At 26.1% G+C, this 25,336-nt stretch carries 30 protein-coding genes, 9 tRNA genes and 2 pseudogenes; 30 read left to right on the plus strand and 11 right to left on the minus strand.

Annotation, left to right across the window (positions count from 1 at the left end):
• Genes BUE91_RS03985 through BUE91_RS04005 form a run of 5 tightly spaced genes read right to left on the minus strand, consistent with a single transcriptional unit; the run spans nucleotide 1 to nucleotide 4,621 of the window.
• A complete protein-coding gene (locus tag BUE91_RS03985) occupies nucleotides 1-1,557 on the minus strand; it encodes an Rqc2 family fibronectin-binding protein (RefSeq protein ID WP_073508032.1) in 1,557 nt (518 codons plus the stop codon).
• A gap of 2 nt (nucleotides 1,558-1,559) precedes the next feature.
• Nucleotides 1,560-2,222: a MarR family transcriptional regulator gene (locus BUE91_RS03990; protein WP_066899422.1), complete on the minus strand. Its 663-nt coding sequence runs from the start codon at nucleotides 2,220-2,222 to the stop codon at nucleotides 1,560-1,562.
• Nucleotides 2,223-2,232: 10 nt separating this feature from the next.
• Nucleotides 2,233-2,868 (minus strand): ribulose-phosphate 3-epimerase, encoded by a 636-nt coding sequence (gene rpe / locus BUE91_RS03995; protein WP_073508033.1) that lies wholly within the window; start codon nucleotides 2,866-2,868, stop codon nucleotides 2,233-2,235.
• Between the two features lies 1 nt (nucleotide 2,869).
• On the minus strand, nucleotides 2,870-3,751 hold the full coding sequence (rsgA, locus tag BUE91_RS04000) for a ribosome small subunit-dependent GTPase A (protein ID WP_073508034.1): 882 nt from the start codon (nucleotides 3,749-3,751) through the stop codon (nucleotides 2,870-2,872).
• The gene (locus BUE91_RS04005; protein WP_073508035.1) at nucleotides 3,752-4,621 is read right to left on the minus strand and encodes a PASTA domain-containing protein; all 870 of its coding nucleotides are present in this window, start codon (nucleotides 4,619-4,621) and stop codon (nucleotides 3,752-3,754) included.
• A 229-nt stretch (nucleotides 4,622-4,850) separates the two neighbouring features.
• On the opposite strand from BUE91_RS04005, the gene BUE91_RS04010 reads away from it, so the two are divergent.
• From BUE91_RS04010 to BUE91_RS04050, 9 genes are all read left to right on the plus strand, one after another.
• A tRNA-Leu gene (locus tag BUE91_RS04010) sits at nucleotides 4,851-4,936 on the plus strand.
• 17 nt (nucleotides 4,937-4,953) lie between these two features.
• A tRNA-Met gene (locus BUE91_RS04015) sits at nucleotides 4,954-5,030 on the plus strand.
• A 13-nt stretch (nucleotides 5,031-5,043) separates the two neighbouring features.
• Nucleotides 5,044-5,119: transfer RNA gene (locus tag BUE91_RS04020), tRNA-Gly, on the plus strand.
• 3 nt (nucleotides 5,120-5,122) lie between these two features.
• Nucleotides 5,123-5,198 (plus strand) — tRNA-Lys (locus BUE91_RS04025).
• A gap of 25 nt (nucleotides 5,199-5,223) precedes the next feature.
• Nucleotides 5,224-5,300, plus strand: a tRNA-Arg gene (locus BUE91_RS04030).
• 17 nt (nucleotides 5,301-5,317) lie between these two features.
• Nucleotides 5,318-5,394, plus strand: a tRNA-Ile gene (locus tag BUE91_RS04035).
• Nucleotides 5,395-5,402: 8 nt separating this feature from the next.
• Nucleotides 5,403-5,477: transfer RNA gene (locus BUE91_RS04040), tRNA-Glu, on the plus strand.
• 26 nt (nucleotides 5,478-5,503) lie between these two features.
• Nucleotides 5,504-5,590: transfer RNA gene (locus tag BUE91_RS04045), tRNA-Ser, on the plus strand.
• Between the two features lie 6 nt (nucleotides 5,591-5,596).
• Nucleotides 5,597-5,672: transfer RNA gene (locus BUE91_RS04050), tRNA-Phe, on the plus strand.
• Nucleotides 5,673-5,861: 189 nt separating this feature from the next.
• Here BUE91_RS04050 and BUE91_RS07505 read toward each other — a convergent pair.
• Genes BUE91_RS07505 through BUE91_RS07745 form a run of 4 tightly spaced genes read right to left on the minus strand, consistent with a single transcriptional unit; the run spans nucleotide 5,862 to nucleotide 7,635 of the window.
• A complete protein-coding gene (locus tag BUE91_RS07505) occupies nucleotides 5,862-6,041 on the minus strand; it encodes a tyrosine-type recombinase/integrase (RefSeq protein ID WP_064581260.1) in 180 nt (59 codons plus the stop codon).
• Entirely contained in the window at nucleotides 6,038-6,883 is an 846-nt protein-coding gene (locus tag BUE91_RS07510) for a site-specific integrase (protein ID WP_073508036.1), read from the minus strand. The genes BUE91_RS07505 and BUE91_RS07510 overlap by 4 nt, the downstream gene beginning before the upstream one ends.
• Nucleotides 6,870-7,238, minus strand: a complete 369-nt coding sequence (locus tag BUE91_RS04065) for a hypothetical protein (RefSeq protein WP_073508037.1) — start codon at nucleotides 7,236-7,238, stop codon at nucleotides 6,870-6,872. Before BUE91_RS04065 ends, BUE91_RS07510 begins: the two co-directional genes overlap by 14 nt.
• Before the next feature lie 46 nt (nucleotides 7,239-7,284).
• On the minus strand, nucleotides 7,285-7,635 hold the full coding sequence (locus BUE91_RS07745; protein WP_083573769.1) for a helix-turn-helix domain-containing protein: 351 nt from the start codon (nucleotides 7,633-7,635) through the stop codon (nucleotides 7,285-7,287).
• Between the two features lie 26 nt (nucleotides 7,636-7,661).
• On the opposite strand from BUE91_RS07745, the gene BUE91_RS04075 reads away from it, so the two are divergent.
• From BUE91_RS04075 to BUE91_RS04085, 3 genes are all read left to right on the plus strand, one after another.
• Nucleotides 7,662-7,910 carry a hypothetical protein gene (locus tag BUE91_RS04075; protein ID WP_073508038.1) on the plus strand — a complete coding sequence of 83 codons (249 nt, stop codon included), beginning with the start codon at nucleotides 7,662-7,664 and terminating at the stop codon, nucleotides 7,908-7,910.
• 432 nt (nucleotides 7,911-8,342) lie between these two features.
• Entirely contained in the window at nucleotides 8,343-8,633 is a 291-nt protein-coding gene (locus BUE91_RS04080) for a replication initiator protein A (protein ID WP_073508039.1), read from the plus strand.
• 420 nt (nucleotides 8,634-9,053) lie between these two features.
• Complete coding sequence (locus tag BUE91_RS04085) at nucleotides 9,054-9,272, plus strand: hypothetical protein (protein ID WP_073508040.1); 219 nt, start codon at nucleotides 9,054-9,056, stop codon at nucleotides 9,270-9,272.
• Nucleotides 9,273-9,549: 277 nt separating this feature from the next.
• On the opposite strand, the gene aphA is transcribed toward BUE91_RS04085, so the two are convergent.
• On the minus strand, nucleotides 9,550-10,275 hold the full coding sequence (aphA, locus tag BUE91_RS04090; protein WP_066899391.1) for an acid phosphatase AphA: 726 nt from the start codon (nucleotides 10,273-10,275) through the stop codon (nucleotides 9,550-9,552).
• Between the two features lie 223 nt (nucleotides 10,276-10,498).
• On the opposite strand from aphA, the gene BUE91_RS04095 reads away from it, so the two are divergent.
• Genes BUE91_RS04095 through BUE91_RS04120 form a run of 6 tightly spaced genes read left to right on the plus strand, consistent with a single transcriptional unit; the run spans nucleotide 10,499 to nucleotide 16,293 of the window.
• Nucleotides 10,499-12,433 carry a BglG family transcription antiterminator gene (locus tag BUE91_RS04095; protein WP_073508041.1) on the plus strand — a complete coding sequence of 645 codons (1,935 nt, stop codon included), beginning with the start codon at nucleotides 10,499-10,501 and terminating at the stop codon, nucleotides 12,431-12,433.
• Nucleotides 12,434-12,446: 13 nt separating this feature from the next.
• Nucleotides 12,447-12,875 carry a PTS sugar transporter subunit IIA gene (locus BUE91_RS04100; RefSeq protein WP_066899385.1) on the plus strand — a complete coding sequence of 143 codons (429 nt, stop codon included), beginning with the start codon at nucleotides 12,447-12,449 and terminating at the stop codon, nucleotides 12,873-12,875.
• Nucleotides 12,876-13,142, plus strand: a complete 267-nt coding sequence (locus tag BUE91_RS04105; RefSeq protein WP_066899383.1) for a PTS sugar transporter subunit IIB — start codon at nucleotides 12,876-12,878, stop codon at nucleotides 13,140-13,142.
• A gap of 16 nt (nucleotides 13,143-13,158) precedes the next feature.
• A complete protein-coding gene (locus tag BUE91_RS04110) occupies nucleotides 13,159-14,508 on the plus strand; it encodes a PTS ascorbate transporter subunit IIC (RefSeq protein ID WP_066899381.1) in 1,350 nt (449 codons plus the stop codon).
• A 10-nt stretch (nucleotides 14,509-14,518) separates the two neighbouring features.
• The gene (locus BUE91_RS04115) at nucleotides 14,519-15,334 is read left to right on the plus strand and encodes a transketolase (RefSeq protein ID WP_180370692.1); all 816 of its coding nucleotides are present in this window, start codon (nucleotides 14,519-14,521) and stop codon (nucleotides 15,332-15,334) included.
• Entirely contained in the window at nucleotides 15,334-16,293 is a 960-nt protein-coding gene (locus BUE91_RS04120; protein ID WP_073508043.1) for a transketolase family protein, read from the plus strand. The genes BUE91_RS04115 and BUE91_RS04120 overlap by 1 nt, the downstream gene beginning before the upstream one ends.
• A gap of 47 nt (nucleotides 16,294-16,340) precedes the next feature.
• On the opposite strand, the gene BUE91_RS04125 is transcribed toward BUE91_RS04120, so the two are convergent.
• Entirely contained in the window at nucleotides 16,341-17,222 is an 882-nt protein-coding gene (locus BUE91_RS04125; protein WP_073508044.1) for an EamA family transporter, read from the minus strand.
• A gap of 165 nt (nucleotides 17,223-17,387) precedes the next feature.
• On the opposite strand from BUE91_RS04125, the gene sufC reads away from it, so the two are divergent.
• The 12 genes and pseudogenes from sufC (at nucleotide 17,388) to BUE91_RS07345 (ending at nucleotide 25,304) form a co-directional block, all read left to right on the plus strand.
• A complete protein-coding gene (sufC, locus tag BUE91_RS04130) occupies nucleotides 17,388-18,140 on the plus strand; it encodes a Fe-S cluster assembly ATPase SufC (RefSeq protein WP_073508045.1) in 753 nt (250 codons plus the stop codon).
• The gene (gene sufB / locus BUE91_RS04135; RefSeq protein ID WP_073508046.1) at nucleotides 18,140-19,555 is read left to right on the plus strand and encodes a Fe-S cluster assembly protein SufB; all 1,416 of its coding nucleotides are present in this window, start codon (nucleotides 18,140-18,142) and stop codon (nucleotides 19,553-19,555) included. Before sufC ends, sufB begins: the two co-directional genes overlap by 1 nt.
• A gap of 9 nt (nucleotides 19,556-19,564) precedes the next feature.
• The gene (locus tag BUE91_RS04140; RefSeq protein ID WP_073508047.1) at nucleotides 19,565-20,686 is read left to right on the plus strand and encodes a SufD family Fe-S cluster assembly protein; all 1,122 of its coding nucleotides are present in this window, start codon (nucleotides 19,565-19,567) and stop codon (nucleotides 20,684-20,686) included.
• Nucleotides 20,686-21,885 carry a SufS family cysteine desulfurase gene (locus BUE91_RS04145; protein WP_073508048.1) on the plus strand — a complete coding sequence of 400 codons (1,200 nt, stop codon included), beginning with the start codon at nucleotides 20,686-20,688 and terminating at the stop codon, nucleotides 21,883-21,885. The genes BUE91_RS04140 and BUE91_RS04145 overlap by 1 nt, the downstream gene beginning before the upstream one ends.
• A gap of 180 nt (nucleotides 21,886-22,065) precedes the next feature.
• Nucleotides 22,066-22,275: a type I restriction-modification system subunit M N-terminal domain-containing protein gene (locus tag BUE91_RS04150; RefSeq protein WP_425319022.1), complete on the plus strand. Its 210-nt coding sequence runs from the start codon at nucleotides 22,066-22,068 to the stop codon at nucleotides 22,273-22,275.
• 16 nt (nucleotides 22,276-22,291) lie between these two features.
• Nucleotides 22,292-22,870 (plus strand): annotated as a pseudogene (locus tag BUE91_RS07450) (adenine-specific methyltransferase EcoRI family protein).
• A gap of 63 nt (nucleotides 22,871-22,933) precedes the next feature.
• Nucleotides 22,934-23,424, plus strand: a pseudogene (locus BUE91_RS07515) (DNA cytosine methyltransferase).
• 59 nt (nucleotides 23,425-23,483) lie between these two features.
• A complete protein-coding gene (locus BUE91_RS07520; protein WP_307877608.1) occupies nucleotides 23,484-23,903 on the plus strand; it encodes a DNA cytosine methyltransferase in 420 nt (139 codons plus the stop codon).
• A 65-nt stretch (nucleotides 23,904-23,968) separates the two neighbouring features.
• A complete protein-coding gene (locus BUE91_RS07335) occupies nucleotides 23,969-24,193 on the plus strand; it encodes a hypothetical protein (protein ID WP_219335363.1) in 225 nt (74 codons plus the stop codon).
• Nucleotides 24,194-24,202: 9 nt separating this feature from the next.
• On the plus strand, nucleotides 24,203-24,811 hold the full coding sequence (locus tag BUE91_RS04160) for a hypothetical protein (RefSeq protein WP_219335364.1): 609 nt from the start codon (nucleotides 24,203-24,205) through the stop codon (nucleotides 24,809-24,811).
• A complete protein-coding gene (locus BUE91_RS07340) occupies nucleotides 24,789-25,040 on the plus strand; it encodes a hypothetical protein (protein ID WP_219335365.1) in 252 nt (83 codons plus the stop codon). Before BUE91_RS04160 ends, BUE91_RS07340 begins: the two co-directional genes overlap by 23 nt.
• A gap of 123 nt (nucleotides 25,041-25,163) precedes the next feature.
• The gene (locus BUE91_RS07345; RefSeq protein WP_219335366.1) at nucleotides 25,164-25,304 is read left to right on the plus strand and encodes a hypothetical protein; all 141 of its coding nucleotides are present in this window, start codon (nucleotides 25,164-25,166) and stop codon (nucleotides 25,302-25,304) included.
• Nucleotides 25,305-25,336 lie beyond the last annotated feature (32 nt).

Below are 25,336 nucleotides of genomic sequence, written 5' to 3' on the forward strand. Positions count from 1 at the left end.
CTATCCTTTTATATCTAAACTATTAAAATTACTAAATGTTACATTTCCAAATTTATTTATTCTTTTAACATTAGTTCTTTCTGTATAATCTATGGTTTTATTACCATTACCTTTTGAATTTATTGCTGCAAGTTTTGCGGCTTCAAAAAGAACTTTTTCAGGTACTTTTCTCTTGTTTGTTATAATAATTACATGTGAACCTGGAATATCTCTTACATGTAGCCATATATCATGATTTTTTGCTTTTTCAAAAGTAAGAAAATTATTTTCACTATGATTTCTTCCTACAAATATTTCAAAATCATCAACTACATATTTAAGTAATTCTCTTTTTTTCTCTTTATTCTTTTTACCTTTTTCTTTATGTATACCAAGTTCTTTTTCAATTTCAATTAAACCTAAAAAATCATTTTCTCTCTGAGTGAAATCAAGTACAGATTCAAGATATTCTTGTTCCTGTTTTATTAAAATTAATCTTTCATTTGAAATTTGTATAGATTTTTTACCTTTTCTATATTTATTGTAGTAGATATTAAGATTCTCAGATGGAGTTTTATTAGAATTTAAAGTAATATATGTATTAGTATCATTTATATAATCATAAACTTCTATTTTATCCATTCTAGGTTTTATAAGATAAAGATAAGAAGTTAATAAATCACCTATATGTTTGTATTCTTCGTAATTTTTATCCTTTTCAATATTATCTTTAATATTTGCAAGAATTTTTTTATTCTTATTTATTCTATTATTTATGTATTTTTCTATATCAAACTTCTTATCTCTAATAAATGAAGTATTAATAAATGTCGTAAAATATTCATTCAATGCTTTATTTAATGTAGGATATATGATTTTTTTATAATTTTCAAATTTTTTAAATTCATTGTATGTAATATAGTAATTTTCTTTACTTGTAAATATATATGGTACATATTTATTTATATATTTTTTTCTTAAATCTATATTTGAAAAAGTATCGTTAGCAAAAATTTTTCCTATACCTGAAACTTCCTTTATCATTTCATCGGGACTATCGTATATTTTTTCTATATCCAACTTTTTTTTATCATTATTGAAACATTCATATTTGGAATTTATAGAATAAAATCTTTTATTTTCTATATTTGTATTATTATTTAATATATTAATTATATTTTCTTCATTATTTAATAAGAAGATGTTTGAATGTCTCCCCATCATTTCAAATACTATATATGTAATGTCTAGATTTCCTAATATATTTATTCTTTTAAATTCTAATTTAATTATTCTATCATTATTAAGTAAAGAAATATTAGTTAATTCAGCATGGTCTAAATATTTTTTTAGTGATAAAAGAAAAGAGGCAGAGAAATTAACACTATCTTCTTTCTTTTCTTTTATATATATAATTGATTCATTATCTTTTATTTGGAAAAATAGCTGTTTTTTAGAAAAAAACAGAGAAAAAGAATTACTATCATACTGAACTATTTTATTTATTTTAAAATTAAGTAGTTTTGATTTTAATTCTTCTACTAAAAAGCTTATTCCAATTGCATCTAAATATATCACAATTAATTCTCCTTTTTTAAAGCAAATACATATAAAGCATGATCTTTTGAAATTAATTTTTCACTATTATTAATTTTTATTCTAATAGAATCTTTGTGTATATCTAAAATTTCTATAGATGTTTTAAGTTGTATGCCCATTTCAGATAAAGAAAGTCTAATTACACTATTACCTTTTACTTCGCTAACTTCAAGTTTATCTCCAATATTGAAATGTGTTAAATCCTCAGGTTCAAGGTTAAGTTTTAATGATTTAAGATTATTAAGTAATTCTTCAAAAGTTTCAAGAAATATATTTAATCTATTTTCTGGAATATTTTTAGTTACTTTTTCTAAAGTAGTAGCATGAAAATTACCGTGATAGTTATATGCTATTTGACCTTTTTTGTTTAAGTTAACATAAACTTTTCTTTTATCTACTTTTGATCTAGTCCTATTTATGAACTTTTTTTCTTCAAGTTTATTAATAGCTATAGATGCAGTACCCATAGTGATACCAAGTCTTGTAGAAAGCTCTTTCATAGTTATTTTTTCAAGACCTATACATTCTATAATATGTAATTCAGTAGTTGTAAGGCATTTAATTGCCAAACTTAGATTTATTTCTTCCATTTTGTAATAAGTCTTGTAGAAATCATCTATTAAAAGCTCCATTTTATTATACATTTTTATCTCCCTATAGTAGTGAATTTACTTTTTCGTCATAATTACCCGAAAATACATATGAACCAGCAACTAATATATTAGCTCCAGCTTCTTTTACAAGTACGCTAGTTTTATCGTTTATTCCACCATCTACTTGTATATCGATATGAGGGAATTTTTCTCTTATTCTCCTAATCTTTTGACACATCGTATTAATAAATTTCTGTCCACCAAATCCTGGGTTAACTGACATAACTAATATTAAATCTAATTCTTCAATAACATTATCTAAAAAATCTATATTTGTAGCTGGATTAATAGAAACACCAGCTTTTACCCCATGTGATTTTATTAATTGAAGAGCTCTATGTAAATGTTTAGTTGCTTCAACGTGAATAGTAATACTATCAACACCAGCCTTTGCAACAGTTTCTATATACCATTCAGGTTTTTCTACCATTAAATGTGCATCAAAATGTAGGTTTGAATAAGGTCTTATTGCTTTTATAAGGTCAGCCCCAAAACTAATATTTGGAACAAAATTACCATCCATAATATCTAAGTGTAACCATTTAGCTTTTGTTTCACCTATTTTTTTTACTTCTTCTCTTAAATTAGAAAAATCTGCTGCTAGTAATGATGGTGCAATAATAATTTCTTTATTCATATTATTTTTCTCCTTCTTGTATATTTTGAAATATAAGTTTATAGAAATCATATCTTAATTTATTTAATTTATCTTTTACATTACAATTTGGTTCATGTATATGAACGCAATTTGAAAATTTGCATTTAGAACCTAGTTCTTTTATTTCTGGAAAGTATTCTCTAATATCTAAAGCATTTTTAAAGTTAGGAAACTCTATACTAGAAAATCCAGGAGTATCTATAATGAAACCATTGTTATATGGGAAAAATCTTGTATCAACAGTAGTATTTTTACCTTTTTTAGTTTTTTTACTAATATCCCCTGTTATTAATACTTCTTGTTCAAGTATATTGTTAATTAATGTTGATTTTCCAACGCCACTTGGTCCAGTAATTATTACATTTTTACCAGAAATGTATTCTTTAAATTCAGAAAATTCATTATGGGAAATAAAGAAAAATTTTAAATATGGAAAATTTTCTTTTAAAATATTATTTAGTTCATCTTTTTCATTTTTAGACATTAAATCAAATTTTGTTATTAGTAATAAAGGAACTAAATTATTTTTATGTATATTTAATAATAATTTTTGAAATTGTATAATATCAAAATTAGGGTCTTTTGCTGAAAAAGTAATAACTAGATTATCTATATTAGAAATTAAAGGCCTTTTTAAAAAATTACTTCTTTTTAATACTTCAATTATTATATTAAGATCAGTATCTATAAGAATATTGTCTCCTATAATACAATTTTCCTTATTATTTTTTACTTTTAGATTACCACGTAACTTACATTTGATTAACTTGTTTTCAAAATCTTCTATATCTTTAAATGTATAATTGGTATATACAAAATAGAAACCTTGTATTTTACGTATTACTTTCCCTTCTATTATCATTTATTCCCCTTTTTTCTTATTTTCTTTATTTGCTTCCTTTTTTTCAACTTCTTTTAAAGTCTGATTTAAAATTTCTTCTATATTATCTGATTTTTTTGTTTTAGTATTTTGTTCTATAACTTCTGTAATACTTTTATCAACTTCTACTCCAGTATTTAAAACTACACTTATTTTAGTATCTTTTTCTATATTTTCACCTGGCAAAGGATTAGTAGTTATAATAACGTTGTGTGCAAAAGTTGGATCATTTGCTTCAGTTATAAATGATATACTTTGACCTATTTGAGATAGAACACTTTCTGCATCATTTTTATCAAGCCCTATTATATTTGGCATAACTTTTTTTTCTATTAATGGTTTAGATGAAACAAGTAGTGAAATTTTTTGATTAGTTCCAATCTTACTTCCTACTTTAGGATATACAGATAAAACTATTTCTTCTTCCGTATCTTCTATAGGCATATAATCTATTCTAACTATTTGTATTTTAAATTCATCTAATATTCTTCTAGCTTCTATTAATGTTTTACCAGTCAAATCAGGAATTTCTACACTATTAATTTTATTTACCCATATACTTACAGTTCTATTTATTTTAACTACAGATTCTGGCTTGGGATCTTGTATAAATACATAATCTTCTGGAACTTCAAAAGATTTGTATTCTATAATAGAATATTTTAAATTAAAATTCTCAAGTAGTTTTTTTGCATCATCTATATGTAAAGATGTAACTTTAGGAACTATAGTTTCTCTTTTATTAAAAAATGAATTCAAAAAGGCAGAACGCCCTAAAGTTAATATTACTAATAGTGATATAATGACAGTAGAAATTTTTATAATTTGCTTATATATATCTTTGTTAAACATGTAACCTCCTAGCTTATATTATTATTTATTATTATACAATTTTTTTAAAACTAAAACAAGCAAAGAAAAAAGCAAAAAAATGATAAAAAAGTATTGACATTTTTTTTGAAATAATATAAAATAAAAAATGTCTCAAGAGGACCCAATATATAAAATTGAAATAAATTGAAAAAAATTATTGACAAAAAATTAGTAATGATATATAATAATTTTTGTCAATAAGAGTTTAGCCTTGGTGGTGAAATGGTAGACACACAGGACTTAAAATCCTGTGGGAGCAATCCCGTGCCGGTTCGAGTCCGGCCCGAGGCACCATTTACATTTAGTATTGTCGCGGAGTAGAGCAGCCTGGTAGCTCGTCGGGCTCATAACCCGAAGGTCGTTGGTTCAAATCCAGCCTCCGCAACCAAAATCACAATTATGCGGGAGTAACTCAGTTGGTAGAGTGTCAGCCTTCCAAGCTGAATGTCGCGAGTTCGACTCTCGTCTCCCGCTCCATGTGAGTCATTAGCTCAGTCGGTAGAGCACTTGACTTTTAATCAAGGTGTCACTGGTTCGATTCCAGTATGACTCACCATTTTAAAAATAATTATGGTTTATATGTGCCTGTAGCTCAGTAGGATAGAGCAACAGCCTTCTAAGCTGTGGGCCAGGAGTTCGAATCTCTTCAGGCACGCCATATAAATATAACCATAAGGATCCATAGCTCAGTTGGTTAGAGCACACGGCTCATAACCGTGTGGTCGCTGGTTCAAGTCCAGCTGGATCCACCAGTTATTTTGGGCCCTTCGTCTAGTGGTCAGGACATTAGGTTTTCATCCTAAAAACAGGAGTTCGATTCTCCTAGGGCCTACCATTTTTTTTTGAAAATAATCTGAGTTTGGGTGGATGTCCGAATGGCTAAGGGACCGGTCTTGAAAACCGGCGAAAGCGAAAGCTGTCAGAGTTCGAATCTCTGTCCACCCGCCACATTATGCCCAGATAGCTCAGTCGGTAGAGCAAGGGACTGAAAATCCCTGTGTCCGTGGTTCGATTCCGCGTTTGGGCACCATGATTTTTAAAAAGTGAAAAAGTATATTTTAAATGTCTGCAAGTATGATGAATAAAGGCTTTGCAGATTTTTTTTATTATCCAATATTTTTATCATTTTCCAAAAACACGGTTATTTTCCCTAGTGTTTCCAACCTTTTCCAAATTAGTGGCTACATTTAAGCTACTAAAAGGCTACTTGTTGGCTACATTAATATTTTAATTGATTAATTGCATCTCTTAGGTCTTTTATGCTCCAATGGGTATACACTCCATCAGTAACATTTTTTTCTTCATGACCAACTATATTTTTTATTATTGATACTTTTATTTGTAATTGCTGCATCTTTGTTATGAATGTGTGTCTTATTGAATGTAAGTTTCCTTTCATATAATATCATACTCTTGTATTATTTTACTAAAAATTTTATTTAGATTATTAGTACTTGTAATATTAAATAAATATATATTTTTATTTTTATATTTTTTTACTAAAGGGAATATTAAATGATGTAAGGGAACTTTTCTATTCATACCTGCTTTTGTTTTTGAACCTGTAATTAAATATCTTTCTTCTAAATTTATATTTTTATTTTGAATTCTAACTAAATCAATAGATCTCATTCCTGTATAAAATAGTATTAGAATTATTGCATATTTACTTTCATTTGTTTCATTATATTTAATCCATAAATATTGTACAAATTCATTTTTGAAAATAACTCTTTTTACTTTTCTTGTTAAAATATTTGATGCTTCTAAAAGTACTGTTATATCAGTTTTGATTATTTCATTTTTCATTGCATTTAAATATATTGATTTTAAAACTGTTAATGAAACTTTTCCATTTGTTTTTGGAATATTATCCAATAAGGGTTGATAATCTTTATATTTTAATTGTGCAAAATTTAAGCTAAAAAGACTTTTAAATGTATTTTCAAATGTATTAATATATCTATTTAATGTTTCTTCAGTTTTTATTGATTTAGCATGTTTTGAATCTTTCCATTTTTCAAATAAATTTTTTAGAGTTATTTTTTCATTTGATAGTTTACCTAATCTTGAATTATATTCTTGAAGTATTTCAAGGGCTTTTTTTAATGTTGAAGCCGAACCTATAATTTTTCTTTTATATTTATTGTCAATTTTAATAGCTCCACTTCTTATGATATATGGACATCTTCTTTTACCTGGTAATTTATATATACTTCCAGTTCCATTAGAATTTTTCATTTATATCACCTAGTAACTTTTTAATATTATAAGAAGTAAAGTTCTTATTTTTAAATGAGTTAATAGTTTTTCTGTAAGTTTCAACATTTTCTTTTGTTATTTTAAAATATATTATTACATCATTTTCATAATCTGAAAAATGAAAAATGCTGTAGTATAGAATAAATTTATTTTCTTCGATTGTATTGTTTGAAGAAATGAATATAAAATAGCTGTTTGCAATTTTTGTTGTTTTTGCAGGGTAATAAAGATTTTTAATAGTATGTATTTTTTCTATTTTCTGTAAAAAATTCATTTTTATCTCCTTTCTTTTATTTTTTTTACATACTACTAATTTTTTATAATTTTTTTTCATAAATTGTCCTCCTATATTTTGGTCTGATATATTATGGACAATTTTTTTATTTTTTATTTTCTTTTATGAAATTTTTTATGATTATAAATAATTTATCTAAATTATCTTTTTCTAAAATATCTAAGACATATAAAGTTTTTAAAATTTCTTTTTGAGAATTAATAATAATATCAGCTAATTCTTCTTTTATTGGTTTATCTAAAGAAGATAATGTACTATCATCTAATAAAAAATAATTTATATCAGTAAAGAATACATTAGCAAGAATTTTTAAATTCTCATGAGAAATGTTTTTAATTGTTCCCTTTTCATATGAACTAAGAGTAGAAATAGGTATATTAGTTAATTCTGATAATTCTTTAAAAGAGTATTTAAATTCTTTTCTTTTTAGTCTTATTTTTTCTAGAGAGGAAAAGGTTTAAAATGGAAGAAAAAATTGAATTTAAATATTCTAGTACTAAAATTGTTAAAGAACTTAATATGTCAGCTAAAAAATTTTTATCTTTAGTTCAGTTAGGTCTTTATGATTTTGTTAAAATAGAAATTTTAAAGAATGGGAAGAAGAAGTATCATTATGATATTTTGAAAGTTATGAAATATATAAATGATTATAAAGAAGAAAAATTAAGAAATGAAAAATTGAATGAAGTTAAAAATAAAAGATTCTTATGAAACATTTAAATTTAGAACACTCTTAATTTGCGTTTTAAAGACCCTAGATTAATCAAAAATGTTTTTCTGATAATCTAAAACACAAAAACCTCTCTATGGGCTTTAAATCGCAAATTTTCCTGAAGTTTGAAAAGTAAACTCTAGTAATAATAATTATAATATTAGTAAAAAAATATATTATTATATTATATATACATTTTATAGAATAGTATATAGAGTGTAAAAGGTTTATAGAGTGAAGCTATATAAAATTGAACATAAATAGAATGTATAGATCGTTTATAGTAGATTGTAGTGATTTAATTAGATTAAAGACTTAGTTTAAAAATTGAGTGTAGATTTGTGTGAAATAAAAATTGTTTAAGAGGAGAAATTGAGATAAAGTGTAAATGTAATATTTAAGAAATTTGTTGAAAAAATGAAGAGAAAAGAATGAACTTAAATTTTAATAATGATGCATTTAGAAATTTTAGTGTACAAGATATAGAATATCAAATATTTTTTATGTTTCCTAAAGCTTTAATTTATAATGAAATGTTTAATGATTTAAGTTCTGACGCAAAAATAATGTATATTTTGTTAATGGATCGTCTTAAAATATCAATAAAAAATAATTGGATAGATGATAATAATGAAGTATATTTAATTTATTCAGTAAATGAAATTATGAATGTTTTATATACAGGAAAAAATAAAACTGTGAAAATTTTAAGAGAATTGTAAGAATATAAAATGATAAAAACGTATCGTTTAAAGGTAAAAAGATGTATAATAGAAATAAATATAGAATATAAAATTATAAATGAAAAACTAGAGAAAGAATTACAAAGATAAAGTGATAATATTTATAAAAAATTCAAGGAAGAAGAAAGAAACGCATTAAGTGAATATTTAGATATAAATGGCAAGTTAGGTCGAGGTGAAAAAACTCAGTATGAAAATATTATTCATAATATAAAGTTGGTGATGTATTTAAAGGTAATATTTTTTATTCTATAAGTATAGATTATGAATAGTATTGATATAACTTTGTATGATTGATAAGGTAATAAAGGAGTTTTATTAGAGATCAGGGTATCTAAAAATACAGACTATAAAGAGGAAAATTATTATTATCGAATAAAATTTAGGAGTGGAGAAATAATGAAAATTAAAGAAATAATTGATAGAGTTATAAATAATCAAGAAATAACAAAAAATGAATTATTTTTTTATTTAAGACATATTCCCAATATAAGAAAAACTGAAGAAGAGTTTAAAATTTATTGTGAGATGTGTAAAGAAAAGGGTGTATCAGAACCTAATAGAAATTCTAAAATTAGACCAATACATGAAAAAAACGAAAGGGTTTTATTTAGGTAAATATTTAAAATTTTCATTAGAAATATTTAAAAAAGAAGAAAAGCATTTAAAAAATATGAAAATAGGGTATAACGTTTGAAATTAAAAAATGAATGGGGACTAAATGGAATTTAAGACTTATTTAACTTCAATAATTTTGCAACACCTATTTTAATAGAAAATAAATACTAAAAGTAAGATAGATTAATTTTTGTCTTTTTTGTTAAAATGGAGTTAGTTACTTTAGTTTTATGAAAAACTAAAAAAGGGCATTAAAGTATCTAATGCCCTATATATTTTACCATGCAGAATTAATTAAAACTTCTTCTCCATATCCACCATTTAATTTTTGTGGATTAGTAGAATTGTAAGCTCTTTGAACTCTTATTCCACGAATATTTAATTCTCTAGCTGCTAGTATATCATCATCACTATCTCCATAATGTATAGAAACATTATGTTTTTTTATGTAAAATGACTTATCATATTTATATCCACCAACTTGTTTTTCTCCAGCATATTCTATATATACTTCATAAGGTAAATTAAAAAATCTTTTTAAAGTTTTAGAAGTTTTAGTTGAACTATAGTTTTTATCTTTAGAATGTTTAGTTCTTCCAGTTATGAAAAATATTTTATCTCCTCTTTTTATATGCATATCTATAAGTGCTTGAGCTGAAATTTTAGGAATAGAATGTTCATCTCCCATTTCTGCTAGATAATCCCAATATTTTTGATTATCAAGGTAGCTTGATTTTCCTCTAGGATGTCCCGGTATTTGGAAATGATCCATACCGTATCTAAAATATCCACTTGAATGTAGTAATGTATCATCTATATCAAAACTTACATTTATAGGACCTTTTCCTTCTAAACTTTTTTCAATTTGTTCTACTGAAACAAAATGAACAGCTTTTTGAACATTTTCAGTTGAATAAAAACCTTCATGAGTATATGGAACTTTAGGACCTGCTGCAAAAGTACTTATAGTCATTAACGCAGTTAATAATAATATTTTTTTCATTTTTTCACTTCCTTTGGTAAATTATGTGTATATATTATACCTTGAAAATATAAAAAAGCAATATATAACATATTGACAATTAATAAGATTGGATATATATTTACATCTATTAATGAGAGGTATTTTAGTAATAAAAGTATCATTTTTTTTCATTTTTATGAAATTATTTACATCTTGGTATTTAAAACAAATCAAGGTATATTTATAATGCAAGGAGATAACTATGATAAATGAAAGAGAAATAAGAATACTTGAAAGACTTTTAGAAGAGAATATTTTAAATCTTGAAACTATTTGTGAGTATTTTAGAGTATCTAAAAGAACTATACAGTATAATCTCAATAATATTAATTATTTTTTATCCAAAAAAGGATTTTCAAAAATAGGGATAAAAAATGGGAATATATTACTTAGTTCAAAGCTTGAATTGCAACAATTTTTAGATGATATTAAAGATAAGGAATATATTAATAGAGATGATAGAATTAGTTTAATATATCTTTATGCTTTGTATAATAAAAAGGGTTTAAATATTTCAAGTTTATCAAAGAAAATAGATATTTCAAGAAATACACTTAAATTAGATATGAAATTACTTGATGGTGAAAAATTTGAGTATGTTCATTCAAAAGGATATTTTTTAGATTGGAATAATAATAAAAAAATAGAATTTTTAGATCAAATATATGATAAAAAATCATTACAAAGACATATAAAAGAGGTTATAGATTTTGAAATCATGAAAAAAGTTGAAGATTTTTTTAAAAAAGTTTCTGAGAATATAGAATTTAATATTAATGAAGAAGTGTATCAAAAATTAATGATAACAATATACACTATGATAAAGTTTCCTGAAAAAAATAATTTGGTTAATAAATTTATGTTAGAAGAAGAAGGGAATAATATAAAAGAGATATTTGTTAAATATTTTGGAGAGCATACAAGTTTTGAAAAAATATCTGAGATGCTTATAGGACTATCTATTAACCCAAATCTTGAATCGTGGTTAGATGAATCATTTTTAATAAAGAAGATGATAAAGAATGTAGGAGATAAAATAAGAATAGATCTTACAGAAGATAATGTCTTATATGATTTTTTATTAAGTCATATAAAGGTATCTATATATAGATTAAAAAAAGGTATTAAATTAAAAAATTCTATTTACCAAAAATTAGTTTTAGAAAATGATTTTTTATTTACCGTTATTAAAGATTCTATAACTGAAATGGAAGAAATATTTCAAATCAAATTTACAGAAATTGAGATTTCACTTATAGTATATCATTTTAAGGCTTCTATAGAAAGAATGAAAACTTTTAATAGAAAAAAAGTTATACTAGTTTGTGGATTAGGTTATGGAACTTCAAGAATACTTGAATATAATTTAAAGGAAAAATTTGATATAGATATAGTTGATGTATTGCCTGCATATATGATAGATAAAATAAATTTTAATTTAAATTCAGTAGATTATATAATTTCAACTGTAGATTTAGAAAATCTTGAGTTTATTAAAATTAATCCGTTGCTTAAAGTTGAAGATTATGAAAAATTAGATAAATTAGGAATAAAAAGAAGACAAGACAAAATTTTAGTAGATGAGTTATTAGATGAAATAGAAGATAATGGTATAAGTTTTGATAGAAATAAACTTAAAACTTCTCTTTTAAATAAGTTTTCAAATATATTAATTGATAGTTTTAGAGGAGAAAGTGAACTGGTTAAAATTTTAAATAAGGATAGTGTTATATTTAAAAAAAGTATTAGTAGTTGGGAAGAAGCAATTGAAATATTAGGAAATAATTTATTTTCTAAATCCTCAGTAACTAGTGAATATATAGATGAAATGAAAAAAATGGTTAAAAAATTAGGACCTTATGTTGTAATTGATTATGGAATAGCTTTGCCACATGCTAAAGCTGAAAGTTTAGTAATGCAAACAGATGTAAGTTTATTAATATTAGAAGAACCAGTAGATTTTGGTGATGATAAAAAAGCTAAAGTTTTATTATGTTTTTCAAGTAAGGATAATAAATCTCATCTAGGATTTTTAAGTGATTTCTATAAATTAATATTAAACAAAGAGTTTTTAGAAGATATAAGTAAGATAAAAACTTATGAAAAATTAATATCATACTTTAAAGAAAAAATATAAGAAAGGAGGAAAAATGTTATTCAACGAGAATAATGTAGTTATAAAAGAAAGAGTAGAAAATTGGGAAGAAGCAATAAAAGTTGCTGCAATACCTTTGTTAAAGAATAATAATATTGAAGAAGAATATATTAATAAAATGATAGAATCAGTTAAAAAGTTAGGTTTCTATATTGTAATTACTGATGATATAGCTATGCCACATGCAAGACCAGAAGATGGAGTGCTAGAAACAGGAGTATCTTTTTTAAAGGTAAATGAAGCAGTAGAATTTGGAAATAATAAATTACATTTAATTTTTGTACTTGCAGCAAAGGATAAAAATGTTCATATAGATGTAATATCTGAATTACTTGAGATATTTCAGGATAATGATAAAATATCAAAACTTAAAGAAGCTATTAAATTAGAAGAATTATTAGAAATAATTAATGGAGGTAAATAAATGAAAATTATGGCAGTTTGTGGTTCAGGTCTTGGTTCAAGTTTTATGTTAGAAATGAATATAAAAAAGATTTTGAATAAAATTGGATTTGAAGCTGAAGTAGAACATTCTGATTTAGCATCAGTTACTATTAATAGTGCAGATTTATTTGTTATGGGAACAGATATTGCTGAAAGTTCATCTATACCATTTGATAAAGTTGTGGTACTTGATAGTATAATATCTATTTCAGAATTAGAAGAAAAATTGATAAAAAAATTAAAATAATATTTAGGAGGTAAATATGAAATCAATATTAAATTTTATTGTTGATATTTTAAAAACACCAGCAATATTAGTTGGTTTTATAGCGTTAGTAGGACTATTATTACAAAAAAAACCTATAGCTGATGTTGTTAAAGGTACAATTAAAACTATTTTAGGATTCTTGGTATTAGGGGCTGGAGCAAGTTTTTTAATAGAACAGTTAGCTCCTATGACTTCAATGTTTGAAAAAGCATTCTCTATTCAAGGTGTTATCCCAAATAATGAAGCAATAATTTCGGTTGCTACAAAAGATTTTGGAACAACAACAGCTTTAATTATGGCTTTAGGAATGTTAGCTAATATATTTATAGCACGTTTTACTAGATTAAAATATATTTTCCTAACAGGACATCATACTTTATATATGGCTGCTATGATAGCTATTATGTTACACATTGCAGGATTTAATGGTGTTTTATTAGTAATAGTAGGTTCTATTTTATTAGGTTTAACTATGGCTATATTCCCTGCATTTGCACAGCCTTTTATGAAAGGTATTACTGGAGATGATTCAGTTGCATTTGGTCATTTTTCAACTTTAGGATATATTTTATCAGGATATATAGGTAAATTAGTTGGTAAAGGATCTAAATCAACAGAAGAAATGAAATTACCTAAAAATTTATCATTTTTAAGAGATTCATCAATTTCTATTTCATTAACTATGATGGTTATTTATGTGATTTTAGCAATATTTGCAGGTAAAGATTTTGTTACAACAAATCTTTCATCAGGAGATAATTATATAATCTATGCATTACTTAAAGGTATAGGATTTGCAGGAGGAGTATATATCATACTTCAAGGTGTTAGATTAATATTAAATGAAATAATTCCAGCATTTAAAGGAATTTCTGAAAAATTAGTTCCTAATGCTAAACCAGCATTAGATTGTCCAATAGTATTTCCTTATGCACCAAATGCAGTTTTAATAGGATTTATATTCTCATTCTTAGGAGGATTAGTAGGATTATTTATTCTAGGAGTATTTAATGCAGTATTAATATTACCAGGAGTAGTACCTCATTTCTTCTGTGGAGCAACAGCAGGAGTATTTGGAAATTCAACAGGTGGAAGACGTGGAGCTATGATAGGAGCTTTTGCAAATGGATTATTATTAACATTCTTACCAGCTATTTTATACCCATTATTAGGAAGTTTAGGCTATGTAGGGACTACTTTCTCTGATGCAGATTTTGCAACTCTTGGTATAATATTAGGGTATGCATCTAAGGTATTAAATCCTACAGTAATTACCTCATTAATATTATTAATTTTATTAATGTTAATTGGATATAATTTATTTACTAAAGAAAATGAGAAATAGAGAGATAGTTATGATTACGACAAAAGAGTTTGCAAAAGAAATAAGAATAAATGTTTTGAAAATGTTAAATAATTTAGGATTTGGTCATTATGGAGGTTCATTATCAGTTGTTGAAACACTTGCAGTATTATATAACGATATAATGAAATATGATCCTAAAAATCCTAATTGGGAAGAAAGAGATTATTTTGTATTATCAAAAGGTCATGCAGGGCCTGCACTTTATTCAGCATTGGCACTTAAAGGATTTTTCCCAGTTGAAGATTTATTGACATTAAATATTAATGGAACTAAATTACCATCTCATCCAGATAGATTAAAAACAAGTGGAGTGGATATAACTACGGGATCTTTAGGACAAGGAATATCTATAGCTACAGGTATAGCAAAAGCTTTAAAAATAAAGAAAAAAGAAAATAGAGTGTTTACTATAATTGGAGATGGAGAAGCACAAGAAGGACAGGTTTGGGAAGCTATACAATTTATAGCACATAACAAACTTAATAACCTTATAACATTCATAGACTATAATAAACAACAATTAGATGGATATTTAGAAGATATATGTAAACCATATTCATTTGAAGAAAAAGTTAAATCATTTGGATTAGATTCTTTAACAGTTAAGGGCGATGATATAGAGGCTATTAAAGTAGCGATACTTTCAAAGAGAGAAAAACCTTTAGTTATAGTTCTTGATAGTATAAAAGGTCAAGGAGTTGATTATATAGAAAACTTTAAGGGAAATCATCATATAAGAGCTAATGAAGAGGTTAAAAAAGAATTAGAAAAAGCAATAAATGACTTGCAAAGTGGGGTGAAATAATGACACAGGTATATAATGGAGAAGCTATGAAAGAAACAATAGAATTAAGAAAAGTTTGTATTGATAAATTTCATGAATTTCTAGAAAAAGATGAAGATGTAGTGATTTTAGATGCAGATTTAATGGGGTCTTTAGGTTCTTATTCACTTCAAAAAGAATATGGAGATAGAATAATTAACTGTGGAATTATGGAAGCTCAAGAAATATCTTGCGCAGCTGGAATGAGAAGAGTAGGATTAAAACCTTTTGTTCATACATTTACAGCATTTGCAAGTAGAAGATGTTTAGATCAAATTTTCATATCTTCTCTTTATCAAGATAATCCTATAACAATTATAGCTTCAGATTCTGGGATTCAAGCTGTTCATAATGGTGGAACACATATGTCATTTGAAGATATGGGATTAATAAGAGGACTTGCTGGGACTACTATTATAGAACCAACAGATTCTACAGTTCTTAAAGTAGTGCTTGATGAAGTATATAATAAAAATGATAAATTTTATTGGATAAGACTTACAAGAAAAAATGTATTTAAGGTATATGAAGAAAATGCTAAAATTGAGATAGGAAAAGCAAATTTAATACAAAGTGGAAAAGACATTACTATTATAGCTAATGGTATGATGGTTCATAATGCAAGAATTGCAGCTAAAAAATTAGAAAAAGAAGGAATATATGTAAATATACTTGATATGTTTACATTAAAGCCTATAGATAAGGATGCTATTATTAAATATTGTAAAGATGTAAAGCTTGTAGTAACTGCTGAAAATCATAGTATAACTAATGGTCTTGGATCAGCTGTTGCAGAAGTTCTTTCAGAAAATTGTCCTACTAAACTTGTTAGAATAGGTATTAAAGAAAGATATGGTCAGGTTGGAACGCTTGAATTTTTAGAAAAAGAATATGAATTAACACCAGATGATATTTATAAAGCTATAAAAGATAATATTTAAATATAAAAGAGGTTTAAAATAGTTATTACTATTTTTAACCTCTATTTTTAATTTTCAAATATAGAAATAATAGTTATAGAACTTATTAATAAAATAGCACCAATTAATTGTATTAAAGTTAAGTGTGTTCCTAAAAATATTATCCCTATAAGTATTGCTACTATAGGTTCTACAGCTCCTAGTAAAGAAGTAGTTGTAGGGTGAATATATCTAGTGCTTTCTAGGAAAAGATAAAATGGTATAGCATTACCTAAAACAACATTAGATAAAAAAGTAATGAATATATCTAATTTTAAAAGTTCTTTAAAATTACTATAATCCATAAAAGGAATAAATATTAATGATCCTATTATCATACCGCAACCTATAACTACAGTATTATCTATTTTTTTAAATTTATTAATATATAGTATATAAAAAGCAAAAGTAAATGCTGCAATTAAACCATAAATAAGCGAAATTAGACTAACATTTAGATTAGTAATGCTTCCATTAGTTATCATTAAAAACATTCCATATAGTGCAACGGCAACTAAAGCTATTTTCTTAAAACTAGGGAAAGTTCTAGTTACATAACTTAAATAAATTAATACTATAGTAGGAGTTACATATTGCATTAATGTCGCAAATGCAGCATTAGAATAATTAATAGTTTGAGCAAAAGAGTATTGTAATAATGCAATTGCAAAAATTCCATAAATTATAATTCTTTTTAAATAAGTTTTTGAAAAAAGTATTTTATTTATCTCTTTATAACCTTTAGTATAAATTCCATAACTAATTAAAATGATTCCAGTTAAAAACATCCTTAAAGAAGTATAGGTATTTATATTGAAATTTGAGTTGCTAAATATATACTCAGCCAAACTTCCTGATATTCCCCATAAAAAAGCAGCAACAAATGCCATGATAATTCCTAATTTTTTCATATAAATACCTCCTTAATTTCTCCAAATATATTAACATAAATTGATAAAAAAATAAACATTAAGAGTATTACTTTTTTTTGATTTTAAAGCTAAAATAATATATAATATTGGTGATATATTAATTTGTATTATCAAAATATTTGATAAGAAAAGTAGGGAGGAAATGTGGAATTATTAAAAATAGAAAATCTACATGCTGGAATAGAAGATAAAAAAATAATAAAAGGATTAGACTTAGTAATTAATAAAGGAGAAATACATGTTATTATGGGACCTAATGGTGCAGGTAAATCAACACTTGCCTCTATATTAATAGGTCATCCTAAATATGAAGTTGAAAATGGTAAAATAATATTAGAAGGTGAAGAAATACAAGAAGACGCAGTTGATGAAAGAGCAAGAAAAGGAATGTTTTTATCATTTCAATATCCTGAAGAAATACCAGGACTTACAGTTGAGGATTTTTTAAGATCTGCTAAAGAGGCTGTAAGTGGAGAAAAACAATATATATTAAGATTTAATAAGTTATTAAAAGAAAAAATGGCACAATTAAAAATGGATGAAAGTTATGCAAACAGATATTTAAATGTAGGGTTTTCAGGTGGAGAAAAGAAAAAAAATGAAATATTACAAATGGCAATATTAGAACCCAAACTTGCTATACTTGATGAAACTGATTCAGGACTTGATAGAGACGCTACAAAAATTGTATTTGAAGGCGTAAAAACATTAAAATCCACTGAGAGATCTATGTTGATAATTACACACTATAACAAGGTATTAGAATATTTAGAGCCTGATTTTGTTCATATATTAATGGATGGTAAAATAGTTAAAACTGGTGGAAAAGAGTTAGTTGAACTTATAGAAACTCATGGTTATGAAAAATTAAGAAAAGAGTTTTTGGGGGATAATTAATGGAAACTACAAAGAAAACATATATTGCTGATATTGAACGTGGAGTATATGATATAAAAGATGAAATGAAGCATAAATTCACTACAGGAAAAGGATTAGATGAGGCTGTAGTTAAAAGAATATCTGAAAAGAAAAATGAGCCTGAATGGATGCTTGAAAAAAGATTACATGCTTTAAAAATATTCTTTGAAAAACCTATGCCAAATTGGAGTACTGACCTTTCAGATTTAGATATAAATGAAATAGTTCACTATTTGGAAACTGAATCAGAAAATATGAATTCTTCTTGGGATGATGTTCCAGAATATATTAAGAAAACTTTTGATAGATTAGGTATACCTGAAGCAGAAAAAAAATCTCTTGCAGGAGTTGGAGCACAATATGATTCAAATGTAGTTTATCATAGTTTAAATGAGGAACTAAAATCGAAAGGAGTTATATATACAGATATAGAAACTGCGTTGGTAGAACATGAGCAGTTAATAAAAAAATATTTTATGACTTTAATTAAACCAGAAGATCATAAATTTGCTGCATTACATGGTGCTGTTTGGTCAGGAGGATCGTTTGTTTATGTACCTAAAGGTGTAAAAGTTGAAAAACCATTACAATCATATTTTAGATTAAATGCTTCAGAATCAGGACAATTTGAACATACTTTAATTATAGTTGAAGAAGGAGCACAACTTCATTTTATAGAGGGTTGTTCAGCACCTAAGTATTATAAAAATGCATTACATGCAGGGGCAGTAGAGCTATTTGTTGCTAAAAATGCTAAATTACGTTATTCAACTATAGAAAATTGGTCAAAAAATTTATACAACTTAAATACAAAAAGAGCTATAGTAGAAGAATATGGAACTATAGAATGGATATCAGGTTCTTTTGGTTCACGTGTTACTAATTTATACCCTATGAGTATATTAAATGGTATTGGGGCAGCTTGTGAATTTACAGGAGTTACCTTTGCTGCTGCGGGTCAATTTTTAGATACAGGATGTAAAATAATACATGCAGCACCTTATACTACCTCAAATGTTTCATCAAAATCTATTTCAAAAAATGGTGGAGGAGCCTTTTATAGATCACTTCTTAAAGTAGTTCCCGGAGCTCATCATTGTAAGGCAACTGCAGAATGTGAATCATTAATGCTTGATAATAATGGTTCAGCATCTCACACTATGCCAATAATAGAGGTAAATACTGATGATATAGATATAGGACATGAGGCAAGTATAGGGAGAATAAGTGATGAGGCAATATTTTATTTAATGAGTAGAGGACTTTCAGAAGATGAAGCTAAATTAATGATAATAAGAGGGTTTGTTGAACCAATATCTAAGGAATTACCTCTTGAATATGCAGTTGAACTTAATAAGTTAATAGAATTAGAATTAGAAGGAACTATAGGGTAGGTGATATAAATGAAAGAAAAAAAATATTCAGCAAGATTACAAGAAACTATAGATCTACTAAAGTCAGCTGTTGCAGAAGAATCTAAGAAAGCAAGTAAAAAAGAAGTGGATATGTCACTTAATAAGCCTGTATGGAATAGAATGAAATATTCTGTTGAAGGTGTAGAAAAAATAAAAGATTTTAATGGTTTAAAGACAAAAAATTTAGATAATGTAAATATAGAAATAAGTGATAATGTATTCACAAAATTAAGAATAGCAAATTATTTTAAACATGAATCAGAAAATAAGGCAAATTTAAAGAAAAGAATACTGATTAATGGAGAAATTAAAGAAGATATATATATAACTATGGAATTAAGTAAAGAAAATCCACACTTAGTTGATGTTTTTAATATAGAACTTGAAGAAAACTCTAAGGCTAAAATATATATTATTTATAAAGGTATTGATGATAATTATACTTACCATAATGGTTACATTAATGTTAAGGCTAATAAGGGCTCTAATTTGGAATTAATAACTATACAAACATTAAATACTAATTCTGAAAATTTTTTAGGAATAGATATAGATGTTAAAGAAGATGCTGATGTTAAACACTATAGTGTAGAATTCGGTGGAAGAGCAAATGTAGTTTCAGTATCTTCTAATCTACTAGAAAATAGAGCAAAATCACTTCTTTTACCAGTATATTTATCTGATATGGAAAGAAAAACAGATTATGAATATACATTAAATTTTTATGGTAGAGAATGTGTTGCAGACATAGATGCAAGAGGAGTAACTAAAGATAGGGCAATAAAAGTTTTTAGGGGTAATTTAGTTTTTGAAAGATTTTCTTCAAAATCTGCTGGTTCAGAGTCTGAGTTTTCTATACTTTTAGATAAAACAGTCAATGCTCATTCTATACCTACCCTATTTTGTGATGAAGATGATGTAATAGGAGCACATTCTGCAAATATAGGTAAAATAGACCAAGATAAACTATTTTATTTAATGAGTAGAGGATTTGATGCTAAAAGTGCTAAAAAACTTGTGGTAGAATCATCTTTTGGTCCAATATTTAATGCTATAGAAAATGAAGATATAATAATAGAATTAAAGGAAACTTTAGAAAGAAGATTATAATGGATGAAATAAAAAAAGATTTCCCTATATTAAAAAAAAGGGATATAGCATATTTAGATAATGCTTCAACTGTACAAAAACCACAAGAAGTTATAGATGAAATATATAATTATTATTTAGAAACCAATGGTAATGCTGGTAGGGGTTCGCATGAACTTTCCATGATAAATCAGGCTATAATGGAATCTACTAGAGAAAAAGTAGCAACTTTTGTTGGTGTAAGTAATGAACAAAATATTATTTTTACAAAAGGTAGTACAGAGGGATTAAATATTATAGCTTTTGGTTATGCAATGCATAATTTAAATGAAGGTGATGAAATAGTTCTTGCTGTGTCTAATCATCATTCTAATATAGTACCTTGGCAAGAAGTTGCTAAAATTAAGAAATTAAAAATAAGGTATCTTTATTTAGATGAATTTGGAAATTTAGATATTAAACAGCTTATATATTTATTTAATCCTAAAACTAGGATAATAAGTATTTCAAGTGTTGTAAATACAACGGGTGTTATACAGAAATTTAAGGAAGTTATAGAAATAGCTAATAGATATGATGTGAAAGTAGTGCTTGATTGTGCCCAATCTATAGTTCATTTTAAACATGAATTTGAAAAATGGAATGTAGATTTTGCAGTGTTTTCAGGTCATAAAATGTTTTCAGCTCAAGGTGTTGGAGTGCTTTATGGTAAAACTGAATTATTAAAGAATACTAATCCTTTTATTTATGGTGGAGATATGGTTGAATATGTAACAGAAAATACTTCAAGTTACAAAGATAGTCCATATAAATTTGAAGGAGGTACTCAAAATATAGGAGCAATCTTAAGTTTATCTAAAGCTATAGAATATATAGAAAAAATAGGATATGAAAGAATACAAAAAGAAGAAGAAAAACTTACTATGTACGCTACATTTGCTATTAGTACATTAGATTTTATAGAAACATATTATGCAGAAAATGTTGAAAAAGTAGGGATAATTGCATTTAATGTTAAAGGTGTTCATTCACATGATACAGCTTTTATACTTGATAGTAAAGGAGTTGCAGTTAGGTCTGGGCAACATTGCACTGCACCATTACTTTCATTTATGGGAATAAATTCATGTTGTAGACTTAGTTTGGGAATATATAATGATGAAAAGGATATAGATAGATTGATTGAGGGATTACTTGAAGTGAAAAGGATATTTAAATAATATAAGTTTTTATACCAGAGGCAAATGCCTCTGATTTTTAATTAACAAATCTACTAAATCTTGTTATTAGAAATATTTGTGTGATATAATTATTTAGATTATAAATAAAACATAAAAAAGAGAGATAAATATATGTCTATAAATAATGAAACGATCCAAAGAGTATAACTACATAGAAAGATATGGTCAATAGCAGATGAGATAAGAGGGGCAGTAGATGGCTGGGATTTTAAACAATATATCCTAGGAATATTATTTTATAGATTTATATCTGAAAATATAACAGAATTTTTTAATATAGCAGAACATGAAGCAGGGAATAAAGAATTTGACTATACAAATATAACAGATGAAGAAGCAAATAAATTTTTAGAGAAGGACAAGACTTGATAATGCTTTTGATAAAATGCCATATTTTACTGATGGTGATTTAAATAATGACAAGATATTTGAAACTTTAAATAGTAATGGGAATATTAAAAAGTTAATTGGAGATGGTGATTTTAAAAGTAAAGAATGTACAGATTATTTAATCGAATTTGATATCGTTGTAACTAATCCACCTTTTTCGAAGTTTACAGAATTATTTTCATTAATCACAAAATATGACAAACAATATTTACTGATTATTAATCAGAACGCAATAACATATAAAGAAATTTTTCCTTATATAAAGAATAATAAGGCTCGTGCGGGATATCATTTTGGAGATATGGCATTTAGAGTTTCAGATGATACAGAACCTAGGAAAACAAGATTTTGGGTAGATGAATTTGGATAAAAATGGAGAATCTTAGGAAATGCAATGTGGCTGACGAATTTAGAGGTTTTCAATGATAGAGGCTAAAAACTAGTTTTAACTCATAACTTCAAAGAATAAAACTATCCAAAGTATGATAATTTTGATGCAGTTTATGTATGTAGAGTTTTAGAAATACCAATGGATTATTATGGAATAATGGGTGTTACCTCTTACATATATTGATTAAAAGACGAAAGCGAGACGAAAAAATGGAATTTAGAATACTTATTTTGTGGTGCAGGAGGAATGTCTTATGGAATACATAAAAATAGTCATTTCATAACAAAGGTGGCACTAGATATTAATGATAAGTTAGCACAGACATTCGGACAAAATATTCATGAGTCAGAATTGATTATTGGAGATATACAAGATAAGGAAATTAAGTAAAAGATAATAAATTTCTCCAAGAAGAATAAAGTAAATATTATCATTGGCGGACCTCCATGCCAGAGATTTTCTTTAAAGGGCAAAAAATTGGGTTTAGATGAGCCTAGAAATTTTTTGTTTATAGAATATCTGTATTTGGTTCAGGAACTTAAGCCTCTAGTTTTTGTAATAGAAAATGTAAAGAGTTTAATGTCTACATCATTATAAGTGAGATAAAAAAATTAGGTTATGAAGTTAGTGTAGGTATAGTTAGAGCAAGTGACTATGGAGTTCCACAAAATAGGGAGAGAGTTATATTTCTGTGTAGCAAAAATAAAGTAATTTATTTGCCAGAGCCAACAGTTTGAGATGCTATCGAAGATTTATCATATTTAAATTCAAATGAAGGCGATTTTGAAAAAATTATATTACTGAAGCAAAAACAGAGTATCAAAAGCTCATGAGAAAAGATAGTGCTAAGTTATACAATCATAAGGCTTCTAACCATTCTGAAATTGCAATTCATAAGCTTAGCATGATACCACCAGAAAAAGGTAAAGAATATTTGCCCGAAAATCTTTTAGGAAAGCAAAAATTTAATTCAACATGGGAGAGATTGAATTGGGATGAGCCATCTCCGACTATAGACACAAGATTTGATGCTACATCAAATGGTACGAATAATCATCCGTTTTTAAATTGTTCTATTACATCTAGAGAAGCTGCCCGAATTCAGTCATTTGATGATAGATTTATTTTCTATGGTAATAGAGTTGATATTAGAACACAAATTGGTAATGCAGTGCCACTATGTATTGCAAAAGCTATTGCTGATCATACTATATGAAAATTTAGTCAATAATGAGAGTGAGGTAATTGAAAATGAATAATCAAATGGCTTATTTAGTAGGTATGATATTAGGAAACGGAGAAGTGCAAAGAGATGTGAATAGTACTACGATTACGATAGAAATACCACACAAGAATTTAAGAGATGATGAAGGGCTAGAAGTTTCGGTATATGTAAAAAGTAGTTTAGCTGATATTAGAAATGTTATCGAACCACTTTTAGGACATTCCTTGCCTATTTCACAAACAAAAAGTGTAACAAGTGTGTCTTTTACAAAGCCTAATTAAGATTATACAATGAGGGAAATTTTAAGATTTATTGGAAATGGAATTCATCACTCAATAATGACAATGAATGATGAACTATTTAATATGTCTACTGACGAAAAGAAAGAGTTACTTAGAGAAATGGCAGATTTAATAGAATACATTAGGAAAAGTAATATTGCATTTGTACAAGATGGTTGCCATAGAGTATATATTGAGATTCCAGGTAATTGGCAATTTGTTATAGATAGAGCTAATATGTTGAAAACATTATATATACCAGTGCAAATAATAGATTTTGGACATCCGAATTTTAGAGATTCTAATTTAAAAAAATATAACGAAGGAAAACCTAATTATTGGAAAAAGGAACATCAAGTAAAGATATGGGCAAATGAATTTTTACCTATTGGATTTAATATTGTTCATAAGCAAAGGGCGTTAGAAAGATATGCCGAAGAACTGCTTGACTATTTAGACGAAAATAAAACTTATCAATTTTACTGGGAAAAACCTGTTAGATTAAGAAATAAGCCTATTCATCCTATGGAAAATGATGATAGCTTGCCTGAAAAAATAAGAGGTAAGCATTTTGATTCATGGACTCAATTAGCAAATGAGTTGGGATATGGCAAATAGTGTAAGAAGTGAATTTGAGCTATATCCTAGTATGTGCAGATGGTTAGATACATACCTTAAAGACAAGTTTAAAAATAAAAGATGCGAAGTATTTGTGTTAGATTGTCATTCTGTATATTTGGATTCAATTTTAGATAAATATGATGTAGTACAATATTATCCGCAAGTCGTTGGATTGAAAATTGAAATTGATGTTTTAGGAATTGTAAGATGGAAAGATAGAGCTTAAATCTATCTTATTGAAGCGAAAAAGACAGCTTTAAATCTTCAAAATTTAGAGCAATTATTGATATATTGTAAACTTTGCAATCCTGAGGAAGCGTATTTATTATCTTCTGGTGGTTTAGGTAGCTTGAAAAAAGTTTTAAATAATTTAAATAGGGAAGATCTTCTTGACTATGGAAGCGGAAAAAGAATTAAAAAAATTAAGGTTGCCAGATGGAATATAACTAAAGATGTGATAGATAACCATTCTGTTGTGCCTAAAATTTAGAATTTATTATTTTTGAAAAAGAGGTGATTTGA

This window comes from Streptobacillus notomytis (genome assembly GCF_001902585.1).
Lineage (GTDB): Bacteria > Fusobacteriota > Fusobacteriia > Fusobacteriales > Leptotrichiaceae > Streptobacillus > Streptobacillus notomytis.

Coding starts and splice junctions, on each gene's coding strand:
- BUE91_RS03990 (WP_066899422.1), bottom strand. CDS start 2,222: ATGTATAATAAAATGGAGCTTTTAATAGATGATTTCTACAAGACTTAT.
- rpe (WP_073508033.1), bottom strand. CDS start 2,868: ATGAATAAAGAAATTATTATTGCACCATCATTACTAGCAGCAGATTTT.
- rsgA (WP_073508034.1), bottom strand. CDS start 3,751: ATGATAATAGAAGGGAAAGTAATACGTAAAATACAAGGTTTCTATTTT.
- BUE91_RS04005 (WP_073508035.1), bottom strand. CDS start 4,621: ATGTTTAACAAAGATATATATAAGCAAATTATAAAAATTTCTACTGTC.
- BUE91_RS07505 (WP_064581260.1), bottom strand. CDS start 6,041: ATGAAAGGAAACTTACATTCAATAAGACACACATTCATAACAAAGATG.
- BUE91_RS07510 (WP_073508036.1), bottom strand. CDS start 6,883: ATGAAAAATTCTAATGGAACTGGAAGTATATATAAATTACCAGGTAAA.
- BUE91_RS04065 (WP_073508037.1), bottom strand. CDS start 7,238: ATGAAAAAAAATTATAAAAAATTAGTAGTATGTAAAAAAAATAAAAGA.
- BUE91_RS04075 (WP_073508038.1), top strand. CDS start 7,662: ATGGAAGAAAAAATTGAATTTAAATATTCTAGTACTAAAATTGTTAAA.
- BUE91_RS04080 (WP_073508039.1), top strand. CDS start 8,343: ATGAACTTAAATTTTAATAATGATGCATTTAGAAATTTTAGTGTACAA.
- BUE91_RS04085 (WP_073508040.1), top strand. CDS start 9,054: ATGAAAATTAAAGAAATAATTGATAGAGTTATAAATAATCAAGAAATA.
- aphA (WP_066899391.1), bottom strand. CDS start 10,275: ATGAAAAAAATATTATTATTAACTGCGTTAATGACTATAAGTACTTTT.
- BUE91_RS04095 (WP_073508041.1), top strand. CDS start 10,499: ATGATAAATGAAAGAGAAATAAGAATACTTGAAAGACTTTTAGAAGAG.
- BUE91_RS04100 (WP_066899385.1), top strand. CDS start 12,447: ATGTTATTCAACGAGAATAATGTAGTTATAAAAGAAAGAGTAGAAAAT.
- BUE91_RS04105 (WP_066899383.1), top strand. CDS start 12,876: ATGAAAATTATGGCAGTTTGTGGTTCAGGTCTTGGTTCAAGTTTTATG.
- BUE91_RS04110 (WP_066899381.1), top strand. CDS start 13,159: ATGAAATCAATATTAAATTTTATTGTTGATATTTTAAAAACACCAGCA.
- BUE91_RS04115 (WP_180370692.1), top strand. CDS start 14,519: ATGATTACGACAAAAGAGTTTGCAAAAGAAATAAGAATAAATGTTTTG.
- BUE91_RS04120 (WP_073508043.1), top strand. CDS start 15,334: ATGACACAGGTATATAATGGAGAAGCTATGAAAGAAACAATAGAATTA.
- BUE91_RS04125 (WP_073508044.1), bottom strand. CDS start 17,222: ATGAAAAAATTAGGAATTATCATGGCATTTGTTGCTGCTTTTTTATGG.
- sufB (WP_073508046.1), top strand. CDS start 18,140: ATGGAAACTACAAAGAAAACATATATTGCTGATATTGAACGTGGAGTA.
- BUE91_RS04140 (WP_073508047.1), top strand. CDS start 19,565: ATGAAAGAAAAAAAATATTCAGCAAGATTACAAGAAACTATAGATCTA.
- BUE91_RS04145 (WP_073508048.1), top strand. CDS start 20,686: ATGGATGAAATAAAAAAAGATTTCCCTATATTAAAAAAAAGGGATATA.
- BUE91_RS07335 (WP_219335363.1), top strand. CDS start 23,969: ATGATATTAGGAAACGGAGAAGTGCAAAGAGATGTGAATAGTACTACG.
- BUE91_RS04160 (WP_219335364.1), top strand. CDS start 24,203: ATGAGGGAAATTTTAAGATTTATTGGAAATGGAATTCATCACTCAATA.
- BUE91_RS07340 (WP_219335365.1), top strand. CDS start 24,789: ATGAGTTGGGATATGGCAAATAGTGTAAGAAGTGAATTTGAGCTATAT.